Genomic DNA, 22,601 nt, shown 5'->3' with positions numbered 1-22,601 from the left:
CGCGCGGCACGATATCGCTGACAACCTGAAGGACCTCGACGCGCGGCGTCGCGGTCGTTCCACAGTTCGACAAAGCATGAACCCGAACGCCAAGATTTTCGTGACCGGTCACCGTGGCATGGTGGGCAGCGCTCTGGTCCGGCAACTGAACACTCAAGGCTACTTGAATGTCATCACCCGCTCGCGCGACGAGCTCGACCTGCTGGACCAGCGCGCCGTAGCCAGTTTCCTCACCGCCGAAAAGCCGGACTACGTCTTCATCGCCGCCGCGAAGGTCGGTGGGATCCAGGCCAACAATCAATTCCGCGCCGACTTCCTGTACCAGAACCTCATGATCGAGGCCAATCTGATCCATGGCGCGCACCAGGCCGACGTGCAGCGATTGATGTTCCTGGGCTCGAGCTGCATCTACCCGCGCGATTGTGCCCAGCCGATCAAGGAGGAATACCTCCTGACCGGACCGCTGGAACCGACCAACGAGCCCTATGCGATCGCAAAGATCGCCGGCATCAAGCTGGCCGAAAGCTACAACCGACAATACGGGCGTGAGTATGTCAGCGTGATGCCGACCAACCTCTACGGCCCGAACGACAACTACGACCTCGCCAACAGCCATGTGCTGCCGGCCCTGCTCCGGAAAGCCCATGAGGCCAAGCTCCGCGGCGACAAGGAATACGTCGTCTGGGGGTCGGGCACGCCACGTCGCGAATTTCTCTATGTCGACGATCTGGCCGAAGCCTGCGTGTTCCTGATGAAACAGGGCTACACCGGTCCGCTGCTCAATGTCGGCACCGGTGAAGACGTCACGATCCGCGAGCTCGCCGAGTCCGTGATGCGCGTCGTCGGCTTCGACGGCCGCATCGTCTTCGACAGCAGCAAACCCGACGGGACGCCACGCAAACTGCTGGATGTCGGCCGACTGGCCGCGCTGGGCTGGCGCGCGCGCACGACGTTGCCCGAAGGTATCCGTCGGGCATACGAGAGCGCGCCTTTCCGGACCTGAACCCCCTTTCCGAGATCCATCACATGTCGCAACGAAAAGTCGCCCTCATCACGGGCATCACCGGTCAGGACGGCGCCTATCTGGCGGAACTGCTGCTGGACAAGGGCTATGAAGTCCACGGCATCAAGCGGCGCGCCAGCCTGTTCAACACGGATCGCGTCGATCACCTCTACCAGGACCCGCATGTCGACAACCAGCGGTTCAAGCTGCATTACGGCGACCTGACCGACAGCACCAACCTGATCCGCATCATCCAGCAGGTTCAACCCGACGAGATCTACAACCTGGCCGCGATGAGCCACGTGGCGGTCAGCTTCGAAACACCGGAGTACACCGCCAATGCCGACGGCATCGGCACGCTGCGCATCCTTGAGGCGATCCGCATCCTCGGCCTGGAGAAGAAGACCAGGTTCTACCAGGCGAGCACGTCGGAGCTCTACGGCCTGGTCCAGGAGACCCCGCAGAAGGAAACGACGCCCTTCTATCCGCGCAGCCCCTACGCGGTGGCCAAGCTCTACGCCTACTGGATCACGGTGAACTACCGCGAGGCCTACGGAATGTATGCCTGCAACGGCGTTCTCTTCAACCACGAGAGTCCACTGCGCGGCGAAACCTTCGTCACCCGCAAGATCACGCGCGCGATCGCCCGCATCGCACTGGGCCTCCAGGACTGTCTCCACCTGGGCAACATGAGCGCGTTGCGCGATTGGGGCCATGCCAAGGACTATGTCGAGATGCAGTGGCTGATGCTGCAGCAGGACCGGCCCGAGGACTTCGTCATCGCCACCGGCGTCCAGTACAGCGTGCGCCAGTTCGTCGAATTCGCCTGCGCCGAGCTGGGCATTGGCATCCGCTTCAGCGGCGAAGGCGAGCAGGAGATCGGAACGGTCACGAGCATCGGCGATCCGTCGCGCGCGACGTGCCGGGTCGGGGACGTCATCGTCAGGGTCGACCCGCGCTACTACCGTCCGACCGAGGTCGAGACGCTGCTCGGCGATCCGACCAAGGCCAAGGAGAAGCTGGGCTGGACCCCCAAGACCACGCTGCGCGAACTGGTCGCGGAGATGGTCGAGGCGGACTACCAGTCGGCCAAGCGGGACAGCCTCGTCAAGGCGGCCGGCTACCAGGCCTACGACTACAACGAATGAGCGCGTGCCGGCGCATCAGACCGTCGCCGGCACGCAGGACGCATCGATTCTGAGGATCTCTCGATGAAAGCAGTGATTCTGGCCGGCGGCTTGGGCACCCGGCTGAGCGAGGAAACCGCCACGCGGCCCAAGCCCATGGTGGAGATCGGCGGCAAGCCGATCCTGTGGCACATCCTGAAGATGTACTCCCACCATGGCGTGAACGACTTCGTGATCTGCTGCGGATACAAGGGCTACGTCATCAAGGAATACTTCGCCAACTACTTTCTCCACATGTCCGATGTCACCTTCGACATGCGCCACAACCGCATGGAGGTGCATCACAAGCGGGCCGAGCCCTGGAACGTCACCTTGGTGGATACCGGCGACGACTCCATGACCGGCGGACGGTTGCGGCGCGTGGCGGACTACGTCAAGGACGAAGAGGCGTTCTGCTTCACCTACGGCGATGGCGTGGGCGACATCGACATCTCCGCCACGATCGCCTTCCACAAGTCGCACGGCAAGGCCGCCACGCTCACGGCAACCTACCCGCCCGGCCGCTTCGGCGCGCTCGACATCCGCCAGCACCAGGTCATGAGCTTCAAGGAGAAGCCCAAGGGCGACGGCGCCATGATCAACGGCGGCTTCTTCGTGCTCTCGCCGTCGGTGCTCGATCACATCACCGGCGACGCGACGACCTGGGAACAGGAGCCGCTGAACACGCTGGCCGAGACCGGACAGTTGATGGCTTACGAACACACGGGCTTCTGGCAGCCGATGGATACGCTGCGCGACAAGCATCTGCTGGAGTCGCTGTGGGCGTCAGGGCAGGCGCCCTGGAAGATGTGGCCATGAGCACGACGCAGCGGACCTCGCCGACGTTCTGGGCTGGCAAGCGAGTCCTGCTGACGGGGCACACCGGCTTCAAGGGCAGTTGGCTCAGCCTGTGGCTCCAGTCGATGGGTGCCGTGGTGCGCGGCGTCTCGCTGGCCCCGCCGACGCAGCCCGCGATGTTCAACGTCGCACGCGTCGCCGACGGCATGGAGCACCGGAACGCCGACATCCGCGACTTCGCGGCGGTGAAGGCGCAGATGGACGAGTTCCGTCCCGAGATCGTCCTGCACATGGCGGCGCAGCCCTTGGTGCGCCTGTCCTACCAGCAGCCGGTCGAGACCTACGCCACCAATGTGATGGGCTCGGTGCATGTCCTCGAGGCGGCGCGTCATGCCGGCTCGGTCAAGGCCATCGTCAACGTCACGACGGACAAGTGCTACGAGAACCGCGAATGGGTCTGGGGCTATCGCGAAGACGAACCCATGGGCGGCCACGACCCCTATTCCAACAGCAAGGGCTGCGTGGAACTGGTCGCCTCGGCCTACCGCAAGTCCTTCCTCAAGGACGCCGGCATCGCCATGGCGACGGCGCGTGCGGGAAATGTCATCGGCGGCGGTGACTGGGCGCTCGACCGCCTGATCCCGGACGTCCTCGGCGCGCTGCAGTCCGGCACGCCAGTCCTGATCCGCAACCCGCACGCGATCCGCCCCTGGCAGCACGTGCTGGAACCGCTGTCGGGCTACCTGCTGCTGGCCGAGCGGCTGTACACGCACGGTCAGGCCGATGCGGAAGGCTGGAACTTCGGTCCGCGCGACGACGACGCCCGCCCGGTGCAATGGATCGTCGAACGCCTGTGCGAATCCTGGGGAGACGGCGCGACATGGACGCTGCAGCCCGGCGATCACCCCCACGAGGCCAGCTTCCTGAAGCTGGACATCTCCAAGGCACGGCAGCGTCTGCAATGGGCGCCGCGCTGGACGCTAGAGACCGCGCTGGCACGCATCATCGACTGGCATCGCGCATGGCGGTCGGGGCAGGACATGCGCGCCTGCACGCTGGCCCAGATCGACGCCTTCCAACGCGATGACTGAACCAGTTCAGGGCCCCGTGATGACGCAACGCATCCTGCTCACCGGAGGCAACGGCTTTCTCGGTCGCGCGTTCGTGGATGCCGCGCCGCCCGGCACGGAGATCATCGCGCTGAGTGGCCGCAGGCATGCCCCGGACCAGGGCCTCACCGTTGATCTGCGCGACAAGGCGAGCGTGCGCGCAGCGGTGCGGGAGGTCCGTCCCACCCATGTGCTCAATTTCGCCTCGCTCGGCGTGACGCGAGACCAGAGCACCTTGTCGGAACTCCTGGCTGTCAATACCGTCGGCGCGCTCCATCTCGTGGATGCGCTGGTCGAGGAAGGGCTGGCCGCCCAGACCTTCCTGTTCGGCACCGCCTACGAGTACGCGGACTCGACCCGGCAGCTGGACGAATCGGCTCCGCTCGATCCCAAGTCGCCCTACGCGATCTCCAAGACCACGCTCCACTACAGCCTGAAGCAATATGGCGACACCCTACCGCTGACCTTCCTGCGGCTGTTCAACATCTTCGGCCCGGGCGAACCTGCCGAGCGGCTCATCCCGTTCATCGCGCGCAAGGCGCGTGCCGGCGAAGAGATCCCCCTGACCGGTGGCGAACAACTGCGTGACTTCATGTTCGTGCCCGACCTGCTCGCCGTGCTGCATCGCCTCGTCGCCACTCCGGCAGCCCCGGAACTGCGGACATTGAATGTCGGGACGGGACAAGGCATCAGCCTGCGCTCGTTCATCGGCTACGTGGCCGCGGCGCTGGAGCAGCTGGGACTGGCACCGGCGCTCAAGTTCGGCGCCCTGCCCTACCGGGCCCAGGATCCGATGCGATGCGTGGCGGACAACGCCCGACTTCGCGCACTGTTGGGCGACCTGCCCTTTACCGATCTGCAGACCGCTGTCGAGAAGACCGTTCTGGCCCTCCATGAGCACTGATCTCTATCAAATCATCGAACGTCGCAAGCTGGTCGATGAGCGCGGCTTCTTCCTGAAGACGATGACCGGCCTCGAGCCGGACCTGCCCGTGGCGTTCGGCGAGATCTATGTGATCCGCGGCGATCAGGGCAAGACTCGCGCCAACCACTATCACGACATCGCCACGGAGTGGTTCACCCTGCTGGAAGGCCAGGTGAAGCTGAACCTGCGCCACGTCGACACGGGCGAGTCCGCCTCCCTGCTGCTCAGCGACGACGCGCCTATCACCGTGCGGATCAATCCGCGAGTGGCCCATTCGCTGATCGGCGTCGATGGGCGCGATTACCTCCTCATGGCCTACACCGATCGGCGCTACGACCCCGTGGACACCGTCGCCCATCCGCCGATCGAGCTGTGACGCACCGCCGCGCGTCGGCGCGCAGTCCACGCTTGTCGGGTGTCGCCCGCGGCTCCGCCTCATGACCGGATTCCGTTTCCCCGCCTTCCTGAAGCACCGGCCCGAGGCCCGGGCGTTCAGCACCAATGTCGCCTGGCTCCTGGCGGACAAGCTGACGCGGTTCCTGGTGGCCATCTTTGTCAGCGCCTGGGTCGCCCGCTATCTCGGTCCCGAGCGCTACGGCACGCTGGCCTATGCGATCGCCTTCATCTCGATGTTCCAGGCCGTGTCGCTCCTCGGGCTGGACAACCTGGTCGTGCGCGACATCGCCGCCATGCCGTCCCAGGCCCACCGCGTCCTGGGCACGGCGCTGCGCCTTCGACTCATGGCCGCAGGCGTGGCCTATCTGGCCTTGGGTGCATGGATCACGCTGTTCCAGCGGGAGGAGGTGACGACCTCGGTCGTCGTGCTCCTGGCGGGCCTGGCAATGCTCTTCCAGGTGTCCGACGTGATCGACCTGTGGTTCCAGAGCAGGATCCAGAGCCGCCGGACCGTCGTCGCCAAGATCGCGTCCTACCTGGCGACAGCCGCATTCAAGGTGCTGCTGATCCAGCTCGGCGCCACTCTGCCGGCCTTCGCCGCCGCCAACGCCCTGGAAACCGGCCTGGCCGCCGTGGCCTTGGGCCTGGCCTACTCGGGCTACCGGACCGAGCGCCGCTGGGAGTGGGACGGCGCGCTGGCGCGCACCTTGCTGACGCAGTCCTGGCCGCTGCTGCTGTCGGGACTGTCGATCCTGCTCTACATGCGGGTCAGCGTCGTGTTCCTGCGCGAATCGGCGGGCAGTGCAGAGGTCGGGCTCTACAGCGTGGCGGCCACGCTGTCGGAGATGTGGTATTTCATCCCGATGGCGCTGGGCAGCAGCATCGCCCCCATCGTTTCCCGCCAGCGGGCCGCCGGCGGCGATGGTCATCGCCGGATCCTGCTCAAGGCCTTCGCCGCCATGTGGGGTCTGTCGCTCTCCGTGGTGGCGCTGAACGCACTGGGTGCCCGACAGTTCGTCGGCCTGCTCTACGGCGCCCAGTACGCAGCCTCTGCGCCTATCCTCATGATCCACGCGCTGACCTTCATCCCGGTCTGCCTGGGCGTCATGCAGAGCGTCTGGCTGATCAACGAAGGCAGGTCCAAGCTCGCCCTTCACCAGGCGTTGAGTGGCGCGGTGACGGCACTCCTCCTCAACCTGGTCCTGACACCGCGCTACGGCGCGTACGGCGCCGCCATCGCCACCGTCAGTTCGCAATTCGTGCAGGCTTTTCTCGTCAACGCCGTGCTCGCGCCCGACCTGTTCCGTCTGCAGTGCAGCTCGCTCCGCATCCTGAAGACGCTCCGCTCATGAGTTCCCCGACGACACCGACGCTGAGCATCTGCATTCCGACGCTGAACCGCTGCGACCTCCTGTGCGGAGCGCTGCGATCGATCTTCAAGGCGGATTGGGATCGACAGCGCGTGGAGATATGCATCTCCGACAACGCGTCCGAAGAGGACTATTCCGCGCTGCACGCCCTGCTCGCCGAGGCCCCTCCCGGATTGAGGGTGCGTTATCAGAAACAGCCACGGCGGCTCCCGATCGACGCCAGCATGTATGCCGTGCGGAACATGGCGGCCGGGGACTACCTCTACTTCCTCGGCGACGACGACCACTTCCTGGACGGCGAGCTGCCCCGGCTGCTGACCCTGATCGACCAGGAAGCCCCGGATCTGGCCATCTTCAACGGCGTCCTCATCGATGCCGCGGACCGGGTCGTCGGCAGTCATTTCAAACTTCCCGCCGGAACCTACGGCGATGTCTTCCAGGCATTCGACGACCTGCGGGACAAGGGCATGTTCGGCGCCGTCCTGGTGCGCTCTGCCCACCTGCAGGCGGTTCACTTCGAGGCGCTGTTCGGCACCGCTCACGGCTACGGCTGCTACTGGTTCTCACTGCTGGACGACCGGCATCTGGGGGGCCGGACGCCGAAAATCATGATCCCGGGTTTCCCTCTGGTCGCCCTGCGCATGGCGGCCAAGAGCTACAACCTGCTGGATGTGTATTACCGGCAGATTCCGTATGAGATCGCCGTGTACCGCCGACACCTGCCTGCAGGCCCCGCGCAGCGCGCGAACCTGCGGTTCGAGCAGGCTTTCCATCGCAAGATCTCGTCGTTCCGGTTCCTGTTGCCCATGCGTGCCACCGGCATGCCGATCCTGGAGATCCAGAATCTTTACCCGGACTTCCACGACCGCCATGCGCTCAAGCTCAAGTTCTCGGACTGGCTGGTGCGTTCTGGCACCTACGCGTGGTTGAAGACCGCCTACCGGCTGCTCCGGGGAAAGCGGGCGCGTCCGTCATGAACCTCCTTCGCGTCGTCCACTACTCCGGCGACAGGCTTGGCGGCGCGGCCCGTGCCGCCTCGCGCATCCACCAGGCACTCGGTGCCTCGCAGGAGGCGACGTCGCGCATGGTCGTGGCCGACAAGACGAATGATGACATCACCGTGCGCGGCGCCGATCCCCGGCTGACTTCGCGGCTGGCGGCAGTGATCTCGCCCACGCTCGACGGTCTCCCGCTGCGTCTCGGCGCGATGCCCGATCCCATGCCGCGGTCGACCGGCTGGTCAGGGCGCATCCGGGCCGCCGCGATCAACGCGGAACTCGCGGACGTCGTGCATCTGCACTGGATCTGCGCGGGCTTCCTGTCCGTGGAAACGATCGGCCGGATCCGCAAGCCCATCGTCTGGACGCTGCACGACATGTGGGCCTTCTGCGGCGCGGAGCACCTCGCCGAGGACACCGCCGCAGCCCGTTGGCGCCAGGGGTACGAACCTGCCTTGAAGACCGGCCGCTTCGACGTCGACCGCTGGGCATGGCGGCGCAAGCAGGCGCATTGGAAGACCCCGATGCACATCGTCACGCCCAGCCGGTGGCTGGCGCAATGCGTGGCGGGCAGTGCCCTGATGAAGTCCTGGCCGGTGTCGGTCATTCCCAATCCGCTGTGCCTGTCCCGGTTCAAACCGATGGACCGGGCGGCGGCGCGCCGATTGCTCAACCTGCCCGTCGACAAGCCCCTGGTTCTTTTCGGTGCCATCAAAGGCACGCAGCTCACTTACAAGGGGTGGGACCTGCTGCAGCCGGCGCTGGCCAAGGTCGCCCGGGAACAGCCCGGCGTCGAGGCCGTGCTGTTCGGGCAGAGCGAGCCACCGGATCCTCCCCGCCTCGGCATGCCCCTGCACTGGATGGGGCACGTGTACGACGACTACACGCTGTCGGCGCTCTACAGCGCGGCCGATCTGCTGGTCGTGCCTTCGCGGCAGGAATCCTTCGGGCAGACCGGTTCGGAGGCCCAGGCCTGCGGCTGCCCCGTCGTGGCCTTCGATGCCACGGGCCTGCGCGACGTCGTGGCGCACGGCGACAGCGGACTCCTGGCCCGGCCGTTCGACAGCGGCGATCTCGCCGATGCGATGCTGGCGCTGCTGCGCGATGATGCGCGCCGGGCCGCGATGTCCGCGCACGCACGGGCGCGTGCCGAGCGTCTCTGGTCCTACGATACCGTCGCACGCCAATACCTGGACCTCTATCGCGACGCCGCCACGCGGTAAGCGCACCGTTCCGTACAAGCCCTGCCCCATGACCACCGCTACCGACCGCCCGGCACGTCAGGACATCCTGCCGCCGCAACTGCCAACCTCCGGTGATCGCCCCCTGATCACAATCGCCACGGTGGTCCGCAACGGCGCCGCGACACTGGACGCCACGATCCGCAGCGTCGCCGCGCAGACCTTCACCGACATGGAATACGTGGTGATCGACGGGGGCTCCACCGATGGCACGCTGGACATCCTCCGCCGCCACGAGGCACACATCACCGCGTGGATCAGCGAGCCCGACAAGGGCATCTACGATGCGATGAACAAGGCCCTCGCGCTCGCACGCGGGCGCTGGCTGCTCTTCCTCGGCGCCGACGACACGCTGACCGCGCCGGACATCCTCGAGCATGTCGCCGCCCGGCTCGACGATGCGCGCTCCGTCTTCTACGGCGACGTCATCCTGAAGTCCTCGGGCCGGGCCTACTGCGGCGAGATGAGCACCTACCGGCTGATGCAGCAGAACATCTGCCACCAGGCGATCTTCTATCCCGCCGAGGTCTTCCGGTCCAAGCCGTACGACCTCGATGCCGGCCTGCTGGCCGACTACAAATACAACATCGAGCTCTGGGGCGCGGGCGTGCCGTTCCGGCACATGCCGCTGGCGGTCTCCCTGTTCGAGGACGCCGGCGCCTCCAGCCGGCCTGACACGAAGTTCGAGTCGATGCGCCTCGCCTTGATCGACCGGCACCTCGGCTGGCCGTACGGTCCGGTCAAGCGTGTCCGGAACCTGATGGTGAAAGTCCGGAACCTGCTGCTGCGCCCATGAGCCCGCTGCTCTACCTCGTCACCATCTCGGACCAGCTCGAGACCTATCTCGCGCTGCTGCTGCTTTTCGCTCCGCTGCACTACTGGCTGGCGCGCCGGCTCGCGGTCAATCTTTTCGATCCGCTGTTCCTCGTGATCCTGGCCGACTGGTTCGGCTTCACGCTGGTCACCTTCATGTGGATCAACGGCGACATCCGCGTGGGGCACCTCCAGTACTACATGGCGTCGCAGGCGGCCCTGTACGCGGCCCTGCTGTACGTCAAGCGGATGAACGCCGGCGCGCGCGCGCCGGCCTTCGATCCGCCGTACGCGCTCGTGAACTGGGTGGTCTTCTTCGCGCTGCTGGTGCATTTCTCGGCGACCGCGGTCAAGTGGGGGCTGACCGGCATCCCGCTGTTCAACGCCTCGCGGCTGGGCGCCTTCGCGGGCTCGGGCGGGCTCGGGATCATCGAACGCTTCGAGACCGGCGCCTTCTTCATCCTGAGCTTCGCCGGCCTGCTGCTCTGGACGAAGTTCCGATCGCGCGCGACCTGGATGACGCTGGGCGTCGTGACCTGGCTGCTCGTGTACATCGCGTTCTCGGGATCCAAGGGCGCGCTGCTCAGCATCCTGCAGGTCTACTTCGTGGTCCGGATCCTGGTCTCCGACCGGTCGCAGACGAGTTTCATGGGCAGCCGGCTCGGGGTCATCGCATTCGCCGCGGCCGCGGTGTTCTCTTTCGCCGTCCTGGCCGTGCAGTCGCAGGGTGACGCCGAGCAGGTGCTGTTGAATCTGGCGTTCCGGCTGGTGAGCTTCGGCGACATCTACATCTACGCCTACGTCGACGACACGATGCGCTACGTCCAGGGCGACAACCCGGTCATCGGTCTGTTCGGGGGCGCGCTCAGCACCTTCCGCGTGATCCCCGGCGACTGGATCTACAAGAACATGGGGCTGCAGTTCACCGAGATCATCTTCCCCGGCCTGGATTACCTCGCCGGCCCGAACCCGCGTCACAACGTCTTCGGCTTCCACTTCTTCGGCTGGTGGGGTGTCGTCTATTCGGGCGTGCTGGGACTGACGATAGGCTGGCTGCAGGCTCACCTCTACCAGCGCCCCCATCGCGGCTTCTTCGCCGGACTGTTGGCCTTTCTGCTGTACTTCTCGCTGATCAGCGTCAGCGGCGACGTCGACTACGCGCTGTCCACCCTGTCGAGCATCCTGCTCGCGTCCATCCTCGTGCTCATCCCCGCTCATCTGTTCCATCTGGCGGGCCTTCGCGGCCCGTCGTTGCGTCACCATGCATCAAGTTGATATCGCGCTCGGCCTGTACAACGGCGCGGCGTATCTGCCCGAATTCCTGGAGAGCCTGGACAAGCAGACATTCCAGGACTGGCGCCTGGTCGTCCGCGACGACGGCTCCGCAGACGACTCGCTCGCGATCGTGCGGCGCTGGGCAGAGCAAGGGCAGAGACCGCTGAAGGTCGTCGAGGACACGCTGGGCAACCTGCGCGTCAACGGCAACTTCTCCGAATGCCTGCGCCACACCGAGGCGCCTTACGCCATGCCGGCGGACCAGGACGACATCTGGTTCCCGCACAAGATCGCCGACGCGGTGCAGGAGATGCAGCGGCTCGAGTCGCAAACCGGCGCGCAGACCCCGATCGCCGTCTACTGCGATCTGGAGGTCGTCGACGCGGAACTCCGCCTGCTCCACCCGTCCCTGCTCGAGCTGCAGGGACAGGACGGGCGCCGCCTGCCGACGCTCGCCCAGTTGCTGGCGCAGAACCCGACGCCGGGATGCTCGATGATCGTCAACCGCGCCGTCCTCGCCACGGCGCTGCCGATCCCCGCGCGTGCCGCCATGCACGACTGGTGGTTCATGCTCCTGGCATTGGCGCTTGGACGCATCGGCCACATCCGGCGTCCCGGCATCGCCTACCGGCAGCACGGGCGCAACCAGGTCGGGGCCAAGCAGGGCGGCCTCATGACCGTGCTCCGGGAACTGCGTCGCGGTCCTGCCGGCTATCGCGCCCGCCTCCACCAGACGCGCCTGCAGGCGCTGGCACTCGCCGACCGCCTTCCCGCGGATCATCCCGACCTCCCGATGCTGCGCCTGTACGGAACGCTCGACCGCGTGCCGCCTCTGCTGCGCCAGTTCCGCGCCTGGCGCGCCGGCTTCGGCAAGGTAGGACCGATCCGGAACCTGGCCTTCTTCCTGATGATGTGACCCCGATGCGACTGACTGCTTCGCTCGTTCTCTTCAACAACCCGCCCGAGCTCTTCGAGAAGGCGATCGCGTCCTACATCGAGGGCGCGGACGACGGATTGCTGCACGTGGTGGACAACTCGCCGATCCCGCTCAGCAGCACGTGGTTCTCGCATCCGCGGGTGCGGCATGTCCATACGAAGCGGAATCTGGGATTCGGCGCGGGGCACAACGTCGCGATCCGCCAGTTGGCGGAGGACGGCGTCCATCTCCTGCTCAATCCCGACGTCGAGTTCGACGGGACCGTCCTGCCGGCGCTGCGCGAGGCCATGCGGACGTCTCCCGCCGTCACGGCACTGATGCCCCGCATCGTCTTTCCGGATGGAACGCCGCAGCACCTCTGCAAGCTGCTGCCGACGCCTTTCGACCTGTTTGCCCGCCGTTTCCTGCCGTCCGGCATGCGCGAGCGCCTGAACCGGACCTATGAGCTGCGGAGCCTCCCCCTGGACCGCCCAAGCATCGTGCCGACGCTGTCAGGTTGCATGCTCATGGTCCGGACCGCCGACCTGACCGCCATCGGCGGATTCGACGAGCGCTACTTCATGTACATGGAGGATGTGGACCTCGTTCGCCGCCTGGGCGACCGCGGCGAGATCTGCTTCCTGCCCGCGGTGCAGGCCACGCACGCCTATGGCAAGGGCTCCTATCGCAACAGGAAGCTGCTGGGGTATCACCTCGCCTCGGCGATGCGGTATTTCAGCAAATGGGGCTGGTTCCTGGACAAGACCCGGCGCCAGCGCAACGCCGCCGCCATGCGCCGGCTCCCCCGCTAGATCGTCGAACGGACGGGGCGGTCGGCCCGCCCGGAGGGTCGCGGCGTCCTCAGCGACCGATCACTTCTTGTAGTAGTGCTTGGTCTGGACCGCACCCTTGGGGAAGAGCTTGCGCAGCGACATCCGCAGCCCGGCATCGGCGCGCAGCATCAGGTCGCGCACACGTTGCTCCGGGCGTCCACGGAATGAGGTGACGTGGAAGTACGCCTGCTCGTCGGCGGGCGCCTCGGAGAAGTAGTAGTTGGAAACGCAGCAGCGCATGTCGTCGGACTTCACCGGGGAGACGGAGTGCCACGAGTGCCGGTTGGTGATCATGATGGCCAGCCGGTTGAACCGGCTCTCCACGGTCGTCTGGCCCCCCTCGATGCCTTCGGGCCACAGTTCGAGGTTGCCGCCATGGTCCATCGACCAGCCGGGCGAGACGTAATAGAGCAGGTTCAGCACCCGATACAACTGCCGATCCTTGTCGTGCGAGTTGTCCAGGTGCGGATTGAGGAAGTGCCCTCGGGACATCATCGAGATGCCTCCCGCATACAGCAGCTCGTCCGGCTGCAGTTTCTGCAGGCCGGTGATGCGTCCGACCAGATCGACGACGCGCGGGTCCTGGAAGGCATACAGAGCCTCCTCGAGGATCGGATCGTAGGCATCCATCTGGGCCGCGACGTACTTCAGTTCCCGCAAGGTCTTGCGGATCCGCATGTTCTCCCCGCGCGGATAAGCGTCCCGGATCTTCATGGCGACGTCGACCGGCAGCACGTCGTCGATGTAGCAATGGGATACCTTGCCGCTGGCGCGCCATTGCGCCGCGAGCTGATCGATGGCGTCTTCGAGACGGGCCACGATGTGGTCCGCCATTTCTGTCCTGTTCATTGCGCTCTCACTGATGCTCGGTCCGGGGCCGATCCCGCCCCTGGGGTGGCTCGGATTGTCGTCCAGTTTCATCGGGGCCCTTGTCGGCAGGCAACCGCAAGGCCGTCACCAGATCGAACAACTGCTGGTTGGAGCGATAGGGGCTCAGATCGGCAGCGGCCGCACCTTCGCCGAAGGCCCCGACGATGAGAGGCACGGCGTCGTCGGCCAGGGTGTCGGCACCCGCGCAGCGCCGTGGCGAGTAGGCACCGTTCGTGCACCACTCGCGGACCCGCAACGGATGATCCGAGGTGATGACGATCCAGGTCGGCGCGGTCGCCGCGGCGTCGCGCACCTGCTTCAACTGGCGGGCCGACCGCGCGACGAGGGCGGCTGCATGGGCGACGCCCGCGGCGTAGTGGGCCACCAGGGTCGCCTCGGGGTCCGGACCCGGCGGATGCGGGATCGGCAGATGCGCGAACAGCAGGCCCTTGCGCTCCCAGAACGGCGCGTCCCAGTACGCAGATTCCGCGCGCGCCACCAGATCGAGCCACGGCGTATTCCGCGCGCGCTGGCAACTCTCCGCCGGCGGCAGCAGCAGCCGGCGGCTGAGCGCGCAGGCCACCCGTTGGGCATCGCCGAATGCCGAGGGTGGCGACACCCTCCGGCACCACCGCAGACCTCGCATCGCGCAGTACGGGTGATAGAAACCGACCACGTCGACATCGGGCCAGCTCACGTCGACATTCGAGAAGTCCAGCAGGTCAAGGCCGCTGCAGATCGCCGCGACGCCACAGGGTCGCGCCTGCGGAAAAGGCCTGCGCAGCCACATCGCGGGGATGACCTTGGCCGTGGCGTCGCCGACGGGCGCGAGGGCACGGCGGGCGACCAAGAAACCTTCGTCGGCCAGCGCGCGCACCACCGGCTCCGCGGACTTGTCGCTGAGTTCATCCAGGATGAGCACCAGCACTTGCCCGTCCCCGGCGCTCGCGCCTCCAGGGGCGGGGCGCTCCTGAGCCCCATGGCGCGCGTCGGGCCAGGACACCTGGTGCGAGCGCGCCGCGAGCACGATCGGCGGCGCCGCGACGAAGGCGATGGCCGCCACGGTCAGCGCAACGGGTCCGCGCGACGCACCCCAACGCCGCAGACCCGCCCCCCAGCGGTGGTCGCAGAGCCAGAACAGGCCCCAGGCGCCTGCCGATGCGATGAGCGCCTCGACGAAATGGGCCAGCTTGGGCCCATTGCCCGGCACCATCCACAACCAGAGCCCCACGGCCAGCAGGAAGTGCCGGACGGAAAGACCCGCGTACGCGCCGCCAGCCTCGCGCCAGCCGAATCGCCGCAGGGCCGCGGTGACCAGGAGGTCGCCCACCACCAGGATCGGGAAGGCGGACAGCCAGGCAAAATTGTCGACCTGCGCCAGCATGTCGTGATAGCGGTCGCGCATGGTGACTTCCGCCAGCGCGGACAGCCAGACCAGAACGGTCAGGACAAGCAGCCGATGCTTCATTTCCGGAGCGGTCGGCGCTTCAACGGGTCCGCCTCAGCAGGACCAGCACCCGTTCTCCAGAGGGGAGCGGCACCCGCTCCTGCACGACGAATCCAGCGTCAAGAAAGGCCCGCAACTGGACCTCCACCGCGGGGAACGCGTCCTCGCGTTGCCGCTGCGATCGCATGAGGATGATCTGGGGATCGGTCGGCTCGATCAACTCGACCACCAGCGCGTCCCGCGTACAGGACGCGGCAAATTCGGCCACGCGCTGCAGCGGAATCGACGCACCGATCACAAGGTGATGCAGCAGGGCCAGCATCAGCGTCATGTCGGCGCCACCGCGCAGACGTTCCGGCAGGCCCGGGTGCTCCGTGCCGGACCATCCGTAGCCCCCGCGCAGATCATCCATCGGCGCCACGACCCAGTGGATGCGGGCGCTGTCCTGCCTCACCCCCGCCTGCACGGCGCCGTGATCGGCGTCGACCGCGATCACACGCGACCCAGTCGCTGCCGCCAGACGCGAGAACTCGCCCGAATTGCACCCGAAGTCCAGCACCCACTCGCGAGACTGCGCGGCAAGCCACCGTGTCAACTGCGTGCGCTTGGCCTCCAGGTCGACATCGCTGTAGTGGGCGCGTTCATTGGTGTAGTGGGTCCAGGTGGTAGCGGCACCTGCACCCCGGCGTGGATCGACCCCGCGGAGCATCCACGACAGCGACTGATGCAACCCTTCGCGGAAGCGCCGGACCGGCGCAAGATCGCCGCCCGTCGAGCGTCGGCCATCGGCGGCCACCACGGCGCCGGGCGCCGGGGCTGAGGCCCCTGCCATCAGCGGCCAGTAGCGGCCGAAAAACCGTGCGAGCCCCAGCATGTCGCGAGCCACCTCGTGCGGGACGCCATCCCGCCAGGCCTGGAAATTCTTGTGAGCGCGCAGACCACGCCGCCGCGACAGCAGCAGCGGCAGTACAAAGTGTCGCGCGAACTGCCCCGCAGCCCACCAGCGCTTGTCGCCCAGCGGCTCGAAGGACATGAGGTCGCAGAACACTGGCCGTCCGCCGTCGAAGATGACATTCCAGGCGGACGCGTCCTTCAGGTCGAAACCCGCCTCGACGGCCTCCCGTTGCAGGCGCAGCGTCAGTTCGGCCGCCTGGAACAGCTGCAGGTCACACCATTCCGGCGGCAGGCTCACGAACGTGACCCGTCGGGCGGACACCGTGCGGTCGTCCAGGATCTCGAAGTCGACGAGGTCGCCTTGCTCACGCCAGCGGCGAGCCAGATCGGAACGCAGGAAATGCGTGGGCGCCAACGGCTCCCGCAGCTCGCGCACCACGCGATCCGCCTCCATCACGAGGCGGGCGGCCGGATCCCTCATTTGCGTTTGAAGCGCTCGATCAGGCGTTTCAACGACGCCATCGGATTGCGCACGAACACGATCAACGCGCCGACCAGGGCGATCAGCCCTTGCCAGATCAACATGCCGGAGCCTGGGTCCACGTAGGCGTGGGCGCTCAACGGCACACACAGGATCAGTGCCACCGCACCGAGATGTCGAACATTCATGCAACCCCCTGGCTTCCCTCTAACGTCTGTGCGTCATCGTTTGCTTGAGGCGGCATTTTCACATCAATGTCATCGACCCTGTGCGAGCCCCGATCGGAACTCTCCGCCGAGAACCATTTGCAACAGATGGCGGGCCTCGGCATCGGGGCGGCTGCCCGACGTGCGGGCAGCGGCGAGCAAGGTGTCCACGCCGGGTCGCGTGATCGGGTCGTCCAGACGCGCCAGCAGCAGGCGATCGAAGGGCGTGGGCAGCGTCCGGTCGCTGTCGCTGAGGAGTTCCTCGTATAGTTTTTCGCCGGGACGCAGACCGGTGAACGCCAGCTTGACGTCCGCGGCGCCCTGCCCCGACATCCGGATCATCGTCTTCGCCAGATCCACGATCTTCACCGGCTCTCCCATGTCGAGCACGAAGACCTGCCCCGACTCCCCGATCGCCCCGGCCTGGACGACCAGCCGCGCCGCTTCCGGGATCGTCATGAAGTAGCGCGTGATGTCCGGATGCGTCACCGTCACCGGCCCGCCCTTCGCGATCTGCTCCTTGAACTTCGGAATCACGCTCCCGCTCGAGCCCAGCACATTGCCGAAGCGGACCGCCATGAACTTCGTCGCATGCCCCTGCCCGGCCATGTGGCTGATGACGAGCTCAGCAGCTCGCTTCGTCGCCCCCATCACGTTCGTCGGATTCACCGCCTTGTCGGTCGAGATCATCACGAAGCGCTCGGCCCCTGATTCAGCCGCCGCCGTGCATGCGTGATACGTCCCCAGCGTGTTGTTGCGGAGGGCCGCCCACGCGTTCTCCTCCTCCATCAACGGCACATGCTTGTAGGCCGCCGCATGGAAGACGATCTGCGGCCGGTACTTCCCGAACGTGAAGCGCAGGTGCTCCAGGTCCTTCACGTCCCCGATCAGCCGCACCAGCGGGATGTGCGGGAACTTCTCGCTCAGCTCCTGCTCGATCCGGTACAGCGCGAACTCGCTCAGCTCGTACAGCACGATCTTCGACGGGCCATACCGCGCCACCTGCCGGCACAGCTCCGACCCGATCGAGCCGCCCGCGCCGGTGATCAGCACCACCTTGCCGCCGATGCACTCGCTGATGCCGCCTTCGTCCAGCTCCACCGGCTCGCGGCCGAGCAGGTCCTCCGGCTCGATGTCCCGCACCTGGTTCACCGCGCGCCCCGCCAGCAGTTCCTGGCTGCTCGGCACCGTCAGCACCGCCAGCCCGGTCTTCCCGGCCAAGTCCAATGCGCGCCGCCGCTGCACCGTCGTCGCCGCCGGCATCGCCACGATCACGTGCGTGATGCCATGCATGTCCGCCAGCCGGGTCGCGTCCTCCAGCACGCCGATCACCGGCACCCCGGCCACGCGCGCGCCGCGTTTCTCCGGCGCGTCGTCCAGATAACCCACCACGACCCAGCCCTGCTGATGCTGGATCCCCGCCACCAGCAGGCGCCCGGCATCGCCCGCGCCCATCACCAGCGCCCGGCGCTGCTCCAGCGCGCTGCCGCTGATGCGGCTGCGCATGTGCTCGTAGAGCATGCGATACCCCATGCGGATCATCGCCAGCACCATCAGCGTGAACACCGGATGCAGCGCCAGCACCGCGCGCGGCACCTTGGTCAGCTGCGCCATCAGCACCGCCACCGCGGCGATCAGACCTGCGGTGACGCACACCGCCGCCAGCCGCTTGACCTCGCCGAAGCCGCTGAAGCGCCACATGCCCTTGGGCACCTGGAACAGCTTCAGCAGCGCGCCGTACAGTGCCACGATGCCCAGCATCACCCAGTGGTCGTAGTCGGGCCGGGCTTCGAACCAGCGCTCGAACCCCAGCCGGAACAGGTAGGTCGCCTGCCATGCGAGCGCCACCGCCACCATGTCCAGCGCGAGCGCAAGCGCCTCGCGGTACGGGCGGATCCGCGTCAGGAAGGCATCCAGGGACAACCAGTTCATCGTGTTCTCTTGTTCTCTCAGGCCTTGATGGCGCCCAGCGTCGCCAGGATCAGCCGGATGTCGCCGCCCAGGCTGGCATTGCGCACGTAGTCCGCCGCCAGCCGCAGCTTCATCGGCATGACGACCTCCACGTACTCGCGCTCGGGATCCTCGGCCTGCGCCAGCAGCTCGCTCTCATTGCGGAAGCTCAGCGAGGCCGGATCGGTGATGCCCGGCCGCACCGACAGCACCAGCGCCCGCAGCTCCTCCGGGTACAGCGCCACGTAGCGCGGCACCTCGGGCCGCGGCCCCACCAGGCTCATCGCGCCGCGCAGCACGTCCCACAGCTGCGGCAGCTCGTCGACCTTGCTCGCGCGCAGCCAGCGGCCGCTGCGCGTGATGCGCGCGTCGTCGCCGATCGTGATCTGCGGACCGAGCGCCGGCGCGTCGACGCGCATCGTCCGGAACTTGTGGATGCGGAAGGTGCGCCCGAAGCGCCCCACCCGCTCCTGCCGGAACATCACCGGCCCGCGCGAGTCCACCTTGACCCACACCGCCACGGCCAGCAGCAGCGGGCTCAGCAGCAGCAGGCCCACACCGGCGCAGAGGATGTCGAAGAGTCGCTTGGCCATCGGCCGTCCCGTTTCCGCCGTGGTGGCTCAGAAGCCCAGGCTGCGGCGCACCGCGACGATCACGCGCTCGACCTGCTCGTCGGTCATCGCCGTGTACAGCGGGATCGTGACCGTGCGCTCGTAGGCCTTCTGCGATTCGGGGAACATCTCCGGCGTCAGTCTGTAGAGCTCCTGCCAGTACGGATGCTGATGCAGCGGCACGTAGTGGACGCTGCAGCCGATGCCCTGCTCGAACATGCGCTCGATGAAGAGATCGCGCGAGACGTCGGTCGCGTCAGACAGGCGCAGCACGTAGAGGTGCCAGCTGTGGACGTCCTCGTTGGGCGCCTTCGGCGGCAGGATCAGCGGCAGGTCGGCGAGCGCCTCGAAGTAGCGCGCCGCGATCTGCTCGCGGCGCTTCTGGAAGGCGGGCAGCCGCTTGAGCTGGTGCAGCCCCAGCGCCGCGGCGATGTCGGTCAGGTTGTACTTGAAGCCGGGCGCGACGATCTCGTAGTACCAGCTCGGCACCTTCGCGGTGAAGCGGTCGAACGCATCGCGGTTGATGCCGTGCAGGCGCATGACGCGGGCGCGCTTGGCCAGCTCCGGATCGCGCGTGACCAGCATGCCGCCCTCGCCCGTGGTCATCGTCTTGTTGGCGTAGAAGCTGAACACGGTGGCGTTGCTGCCCATCGTGCCGATCAGCTCCTTCTCCAGCGTCGTGGGCAGCGCGTGCGCGGCGTCCTCGACCACCTTCAGGCCGTGCTTGCGCGCGATGTCCAGCAAGGTCAGCATGTCCACCGCCAGGCCGGCGTAGTGCACCGGAATGATCGCCTTCGTGCGCGGCGTGATCGCGGCCTCGATCTGGTCGATCGCGATGTTCATCGTCGCCGGGTCGATGTCGACCAGCTTCACGTCCGCGCCCAGATAGCGCACCACCTCCGCCGTCGCGGTGAAGGTGTGCGTCGTCGTGATGACCTCGTCGCCGGGGCCGATGCCCAGGGCCTCCAGTGCCAGGTGCAGGCCGGCGGTCGCGGAGTTGACGGCGATGCATTCGATCTGCGGCTCGGCGAGGAATTCGGCGAAGGCCTGCTCGAAGCGACGGGCCTTCGGGCCGGTCGTGATCCAGCCGCTCTTCAGCGTGTCGACGACCTCGGCGATCTCCTCGTCGCCCAGCTCGGGCAGCGCGAACGGCAGGAACGGGAGCTTGGCCTCGGGCTTGGGATCGTTGGTGCTCATGGTGTCTTGGTGATCAGCGCCAGCACGTGGCTGCGCAGGAAGGGGATCGTGTTGAGGACGCGGTAGGCGCCAGGGTGGACGCGACAGGCGGCACGCGCGATCGGCGGGGCCAGCGTGACGCGGCGCACCGCCATCCGGCCCTCGGGGAACAGCGCGCGCACGCGTTTCAGCGGCACGCCCCGGACGTCGGGATTGCGCGGATTGTCGACGATGAAGTCGTACCAGAGCACCGCCCCGCCCGGCGCCACCCAGCGCCACATCGCCTCGGCGAGCCGGCGCTGCAGGCCGTCGTCCAGGATCGAGGAGAACACCGTCGATTGCAGCACCAGGTCCTGGCTGCCGGCTTCGACCTCCGCCTGCGACGCGTCGCCCGCCAGCAGCCGCACCTGCTGCGGCAGCGCGGCGCGCGCGGCCTCCAGCCGCTCGGGCAGCAGCTCGATGCCGGTCAGGTGCTGCGGCTGCAGGCCGAGGCGGAGCATGTCCATCAGGTTGCCGCCGGCGCCGCAGCCGACCTCGGCCATCCGCCAGCTGCTCAGCGGCACCGTCGGATCCGCCAGCGACGCCCGGTGCGCGGCCAGCAGACGCAGCATCGCGGCCTGGCGCTCGTGCAGCATCTGCCAGACCTCGGGGCGCAGCAGGCTGTAGCGCTCCAGCCCGGCCAGCCGCTGGTCGCGCCGGGCGTAACGCTGGGCGATGGCCTGGAGTTCTCGGTCCTGGGTCATGTCGTCGTCGGCGAAGGGCCGTGGTGAGGACTGCGTTGATCGGGACTGCGGGGGACTGCGGGAATCAGGAAAGTACTGCGGGAAGCCGGACGCTGGAAACGAGGCCGACGGCTCAGGACACCGCGTCGATGAAGCGCTGTGCCAGCACCGGATAGGTGTGATTCGCCAGCACGAACTCGCGACCGCGCCGGCCCATGGCGGCGCGCTCCTCGGCCGGGACGGCGGCGAGCTTGAGCAGGCCCTCCGCGACCGCCTTCGGATCCTGCGGCGGCACCGTCAGGCCGGCACCGGCCTCGGCGACCGGATCGTTGCCCGCTTCCACCGAATGCAGCACCGGCCGCTGCGCCATCATGTAGTCCATCAGCTTGTTGGGCGCGATGCCGAAACGGTAGATCGGCGTGCGCTGCCAGCCGATGTAGGCGATGTCGAAGCCCTTCAGCAGCGACGGGATCTGCGCCTTCGGGATCGCGGGGAACATCGCGACATTGGTGAGGCCCTCGTCGCGCACGCGCGCTTCGAGCTTGTCGCGCAAGTGTCCACCGCCGACGAGCACGAAGCTCAGATCCTTCGTCAGCTTCGCCGCATCCAGCAGCACATCCAACGCGTTGGGCTCGCCCATCGAGCCCGCGTAGCCGACGACGGTCCGCCCCGCCGCCCGCTCGGCGTCGAGGTGCGCCTGGATCGCGGGCTCGAGCGGTTCGCCGTGTTCGGACCATTCATCGAGCGTGATGCCGTTGGGCACGATGTGCAGCTTCTTCAGGTCGAGGCCGTGCGCGGCCATGTGCTGATGGACCTTCGGCAGCATCGACACGACGACGTCGGCGTCGCGGTAGGCGTCGTTCTCCGCCTTCTGGCAGAGCATCGCGAACGGGTGCCACTTCGACATGCCGGACAGCTCGATCGGCGACAGCGGCCAGAGGTCGTGCACCTCGTAGACCAGCTTGGCCTTGGCCAGCTTCGCCACGCGGCGCGCGACCCAGATGTCCATCGGGTAGGTGCTGGACGCGATCACGACGTCCGGCGCGAACTCGCGCGCCAGGATGTCGGCGTCCTTCCAGACCTGGCGGCAGAAGGACCAGATGTTCTTGACCCGGCCCGTGCCGTTGCCCTGGTACTCGGGCGTGTCGTAGAACAGGTAGTTCACGCCGCTCATCGCCGCCATGCCGGGTTCGGGCTGCGTGGTGCGGACATGCGAGTACGACGCGCCCAGGATCAGCGCCTGGTGCCCGTTCCGGACCCATTCGCGGGCGAGATAGAACGGTCGGAATTCCATGCCGTGCTTCGGGGAGCCGGCGTAGTGGTTGATCAGCAGCAGCTTCATGGGAAGAAGGAAATGACTCGGGCGGCTCGAAGGGCTTGAAGAACTTGAAGGGCTGGAAG

22 protein-coding genes are annotated in these 22,601 nt (G+C 67.0%); 13 read left to right on the top strand and 9 right to left on the bottom strand.

Annotation, left to right across the window (positions count from 1 at the left end):
- The first annotated feature begins 76 nt into the window (after positions 1-76).
- The 13 genes from fcl to AC07OZ_RS14370 all read left to right on the top strand — a co-directional run bounded on the left by fcl (position 77) and on the right by AC07OZ_RS14370 (position 12,822).
- A complete protein-coding gene (fcl, locus tag AC07OZ_RS14430) occupies positions 77-1,003 on the top strand; it encodes a GDP-L-fucose synthase (protein ID WP_495467785.1) in 927 nt (308 codons plus the stop codon).
- Between the two features lie 23 nt (positions 1,004-1,026).
- Entirely contained in the window at positions 1,027-2,151 is a 1,125-nt protein-coding gene (gene gmd / locus AC07OZ_RS14425; RefSeq protein ID WP_495467784.1) for a GDP-mannose 4,6-dehydratase, read from the top strand.
- A gap of 63 nt (positions 2,152-2,214) precedes the next feature.
- Positions 2,215-2,988, top strand: coding sequence for a glucose-1-phosphate cytidylyltransferase (gene rfbF / locus AC07OZ_RS14420; RefSeq protein ID WP_495467783.1), 774 nt, complete (start codon positions 2,215-2,217; stop codon positions 2,986-2,988).
- A complete protein-coding gene (rfbG, locus tag AC07OZ_RS14415) occupies positions 2,985-4,058 on the top strand; it encodes a CDP-glucose 4,6-dehydratase (protein WP_495467782.1) in 1,074 nt (357 codons plus the stop codon). Before rfbF ends, rfbG begins: the two co-directional genes overlap by 4 nt.
- Before the next feature lie 19 nt (positions 4,059-4,077).
- Positions 4,078-4,980, top strand: a complete 903-nt coding sequence (locus tag AC07OZ_RS14410; protein WP_495467781.1) for an NAD-dependent epimerase/dehydratase family protein — start codon at positions 4,078-4,080, stop codon at positions 4,978-4,980.
- The gene (locus AC07OZ_RS14405; RefSeq protein WP_495467780.1) at positions 4,970-5,377 is read left to right on the top strand and encodes a polysaccharide biosynthesis C-terminal domain-containing protein; all 408 of its coding nucleotides are present in this window, start codon (positions 4,970-4,972) and stop codon (positions 5,375-5,377) included. The genes AC07OZ_RS14410 and AC07OZ_RS14405 overlap by 11 nt, the downstream gene beginning before the upstream one ends.
- Before the next feature lie 61 nt (positions 5,378-5,438).
- Positions 5,439-6,749 (top strand): flippase, encoded by a 1,311-nt coding sequence (locus tag AC07OZ_RS14400; RefSeq protein WP_495467779.1) that lies wholly within the window; start codon positions 5,439-5,441, stop codon positions 6,747-6,749.
- Positions 6,746-7,744 carry a glycosyltransferase family 2 protein gene (locus AC07OZ_RS14395; RefSeq protein WP_495467778.1) on the top strand — a complete coding sequence of 333 codons (999 nt, stop codon included), beginning with the start codon at positions 6,746-6,748 and terminating at the stop codon, positions 7,742-7,744. Before AC07OZ_RS14400 ends, AC07OZ_RS14395 begins: the two co-directional genes overlap by 4 nt.
- Complete coding sequence (locus AC07OZ_RS14390) at positions 7,741-8,988, top strand: glycosyltransferase (protein ID WP_495467777.1); 1,248 nt, start codon at positions 7,741-7,743, stop codon at positions 8,986-8,988. The genes AC07OZ_RS14395 and AC07OZ_RS14390 overlap by 4 nt, the downstream gene beginning before the upstream one ends.
- Before the next feature lie 28 nt (positions 8,989-9,016).
- Positions 9,017-9,802, top strand: a complete 786-nt coding sequence (locus AC07OZ_RS14385; protein ID WP_495467776.1) for a glycosyltransferase family 2 protein — start codon at positions 9,017-9,019, stop codon at positions 9,800-9,802.
- Positions 9,799-11,094 (top strand): hypothetical protein, encoded by a 1,296-nt coding sequence (locus AC07OZ_RS14380; RefSeq protein WP_495467775.1) that lies wholly within the window; start codon positions 9,799-9,801, stop codon positions 11,092-11,094. Before AC07OZ_RS14385 ends, AC07OZ_RS14380 begins: the two co-directional genes overlap by 4 nt.
- Entirely contained in the window at positions 11,081-12,010 is a 930-nt protein-coding gene (locus tag AC07OZ_RS14375) for a glycosyltransferase family 2 protein (RefSeq protein ID WP_495467774.1), read from the top strand. Before AC07OZ_RS14380 ends, AC07OZ_RS14375 begins: the two co-directional genes overlap by 14 nt.
- 5 nt (positions 12,011-12,015) lie before the next feature.
- Positions 12,016-12,822 (top strand): glycosyltransferase family protein, encoded by an 807-nt coding sequence (locus AC07OZ_RS14370; RefSeq protein ID WP_495467773.1) that lies wholly within the window; start codon positions 12,016-12,018, stop codon positions 12,820-12,822.
- 60 nt (positions 12,823-12,882) lie between these two features.
- On the opposite strand, the gene AC07OZ_RS14365 is transcribed toward AC07OZ_RS14370, so the two are convergent.
- The 9 genes from AC07OZ_RS14365 to AC07OZ_RS14325 all read right to left on the bottom strand — a co-directional run bounded on the left by AC07OZ_RS14365 (position 12,883) and on the right by AC07OZ_RS14325 (position 22,542).
- Positions 12,883-13,692 (bottom strand): 2OG-Fe(II) oxygenase, encoded by an 810-nt coding sequence (locus tag AC07OZ_RS14365; protein ID WP_495467772.1) that lies wholly within the window; start codon positions 13,690-13,692, stop codon positions 12,883-12,885.
- Positions 13,693-13,699: 7 nt separating this feature from the next.
- Positions 13,700-15,181 (bottom strand): hypothetical protein, encoded by a 1,482-nt coding sequence (locus AC07OZ_RS14360; protein WP_495467771.1) that lies wholly within the window; start codon positions 15,179-15,181, stop codon positions 13,700-13,702.
- A gap of 19 nt (positions 15,182-15,200) precedes the next feature.
- On the bottom strand, positions 15,201-16,535 hold the full coding sequence (locus AC07OZ_RS14355; protein WP_495467770.1) for a class I SAM-dependent methyltransferase: 1,335 nt from the start codon (positions 16,533-16,535) through the stop codon (positions 15,201-15,203).
- On the bottom strand, positions 16,532-16,699 hold the full coding sequence (locus AC07OZ_RS14350; protein WP_495467769.1) for a hypothetical protein: 168 nt from the start codon (positions 16,697-16,699) through the stop codon (positions 16,532-16,534). Before AC07OZ_RS14350 ends, AC07OZ_RS14355 begins: the two co-directional genes overlap by 4 nt.
- A gap of 93 nt (positions 16,700-16,792) precedes the next feature.
- Positions 16,793-18,673 (bottom strand): polysaccharide biosynthesis protein, encoded by a 1,881-nt coding sequence (locus AC07OZ_RS14345; RefSeq protein WP_495467768.1) that lies wholly within the window; start codon positions 18,671-18,673, stop codon positions 16,793-16,795.
- Between the two features lie 17 nt (positions 18,674-18,690).
- The gene (locus AC07OZ_RS14340) at positions 18,691-19,284 is read right to left on the bottom strand and encodes a sugar transferase (RefSeq protein WP_495467767.1); all 594 of its coding nucleotides are present in this window, start codon (positions 19,282-19,284) and stop codon (positions 18,691-18,693) included.
- A gap of 27 nt (positions 19,285-19,311) precedes the next feature.
- Positions 19,312-20,499, bottom strand: a complete 1,188-nt coding sequence (locus AC07OZ_RS14335) for a DegT/DnrJ/EryC1/StrS family aminotransferase (protein ID WP_495467766.1) — start codon at positions 20,497-20,499, stop codon at positions 19,312-19,314.
- Positions 20,496-21,221, bottom strand: a complete 726-nt coding sequence (locus tag AC07OZ_RS14330; RefSeq protein ID WP_495467765.1) for a class I SAM-dependent methyltransferase — start codon at positions 21,219-21,221, stop codon at positions 20,496-20,498. Before AC07OZ_RS14330 ends, AC07OZ_RS14335 begins: the two co-directional genes overlap by 4 nt.
- Positions 21,222-21,333: 112 nt before the next feature.
- Positions 21,334-22,542 (bottom strand): glycosyltransferase family 4 protein, encoded by a 1,209-nt coding sequence (locus tag AC07OZ_RS14325; protein ID WP_495467764.1) that lies wholly within the window; start codon positions 22,540-22,542, stop codon positions 21,334-21,336.
- Positions 22,543-22,601: the final 59 nt, after the last annotated feature.

The sequence above is a fragment of the Roseateles sp. GW821-FHT09G03 genome, assembly GCF_059416045.1.
This window is presented reverse-complemented; position numbering and strand designations above follow the sequence as displayed.

What these genes read in the sequence shown, in the direction of transcription:
- AC07OZ_RS14385 (WP_495467776.1), top strand. Translation starts at nt 9,017, where the DNA reads ATGACCACCGCTACCGACCGCCCGGCACGTCAGGACATCCTGCCGCCG.
- AC07OZ_RS14375 (WP_495467774.1), top strand. Translation starts at nt 11,081, where the DNA reads ATGCATCAAGTTGATATCGCGCTCGGCCTGTACAACGGCGCGGCGTAT.
- AC07OZ_RS14400 (WP_495467779.1), top strand. Translation starts at nt 5,439, where the DNA reads ATGACCGGATTCCGTTTCCCCGCCTTCCTGAAGCACCGGCCCGAGGCC.
- AC07OZ_RS14365 (WP_495467772.1), bottom strand. Translation starts at nt 13,692, where the DNA reads ATGAACAGGACAGAAATGGCGGACCACATCGTGGCCCGTCTCGAAGAC.
- AC07OZ_RS14355 (WP_495467770.1), bottom strand. Translation starts at nt 16,535, where the DNA reads ATGAGGGATCCGGCCGCCCGCCTCGTGATGGAGGCGGATCGCGTGGTG.
- fcl (WP_495467785.1), top strand. Translation starts at nt 77, where the DNA reads ATGAACCCGAACGCCAAGATTTTCGTGACCGGTCACCGTGGCATGGTG.
- gmd (WP_495467784.1), top strand. Translation starts at nt 1,027, where the DNA reads ATGTCGCAACGAAAAGTCGCCCTCATCACGGGCATCACCGGTCAGGAC.
- AC07OZ_RS14405 (WP_495467780.1), top strand. Translation starts at nt 4,970, where the DNA reads ATGAGCACTGATCTCTATCAAATCATCGAACGTCGCAAGCTGGTCGAT.
- rfbF (WP_495467783.1), top strand. Translation starts at nt 2,215, where the DNA reads ATGAAAGCAGTGATTCTGGCCGGCGGCTTGGGCACCCGGCTGAGCGAG.
- AC07OZ_RS14380 (WP_495467775.1), top strand. Translation starts at nt 9,799, where the DNA reads ATGAGCCCGCTGCTCTACCTCGTCACCATCTCGGACCAGCTCGAGACC.
- AC07OZ_RS14325 (WP_495467764.1), bottom strand. Translation starts at nt 22,542, where the DNA reads ATGAAGCTGCTGCTGATCAACCACTACGCCGGCTCCCCGAAGCACGGC.
- AC07OZ_RS14330 (WP_495467765.1), bottom strand. Translation starts at nt 21,221, where the DNA reads ATGACCCAGGACCGAGAACTCCAGGCCATCGCCCAGCGTTACGCCCGG.
- AC07OZ_RS14370 (WP_495467773.1), top strand. Translation starts at nt 12,016, where the DNA reads ATGCGACTGACTGCTTCGCTCGTTCTCTTCAACAACCCGCCCGAGCTC.
- rfbG (WP_495467782.1), top strand. Translation starts at nt 2,985, where the DNA reads ATGAGCACGACGCAGCGGACCTCGCCGACGTTCTGGGCTGGCAAGCGA.
- AC07OZ_RS14390 (WP_495467777.1), top strand. Translation starts at nt 7,741, where the DNA reads ATGAACCTCCTTCGCGTCGTCCACTACTCCGGCGACAGGCTTGGCGGC.
- AC07OZ_RS14395 (WP_495467778.1), top strand. Translation starts at nt 6,746, where the DNA reads ATGAGTTCCCCGACGACACCGACGCTGAGCATCTGCATTCCGACGCTG.
- AC07OZ_RS14340 (WP_495467767.1), bottom strand. Translation starts at nt 19,284, where the DNA reads ATGGCCAAGCGACTCTTCGACATCCTCTGCGCCGGTGTGGGCCTGCTG.
- AC07OZ_RS14335 (WP_495467766.1), bottom strand. Translation starts at nt 20,499, where the DNA reads ATGAGCACCAACGATCCCAAGCCCGAGGCCAAGCTCCCGTTCCTGCCG.
- AC07OZ_RS14360 (WP_495467771.1), bottom strand. Translation starts at nt 15,181, where the DNA reads ATGAAGCATCGGCTGCTTGTCCTGACCGTTCTGGTCTGGCTGTCCGCG.
- AC07OZ_RS14345 (WP_495467768.1), bottom strand. Translation starts at nt 18,673, where the DNA reads ATGAACTGGTTGTCCCTGGATGCCTTCCTGACGCGGATCCGCCCGTAC.
- AC07OZ_RS14410 (WP_495467781.1), top strand. Translation starts at nt 4,078, where the DNA reads ATGACGCAACGCATCCTGCTCACCGGAGGCAACGGCTTTCTCGGTCGC.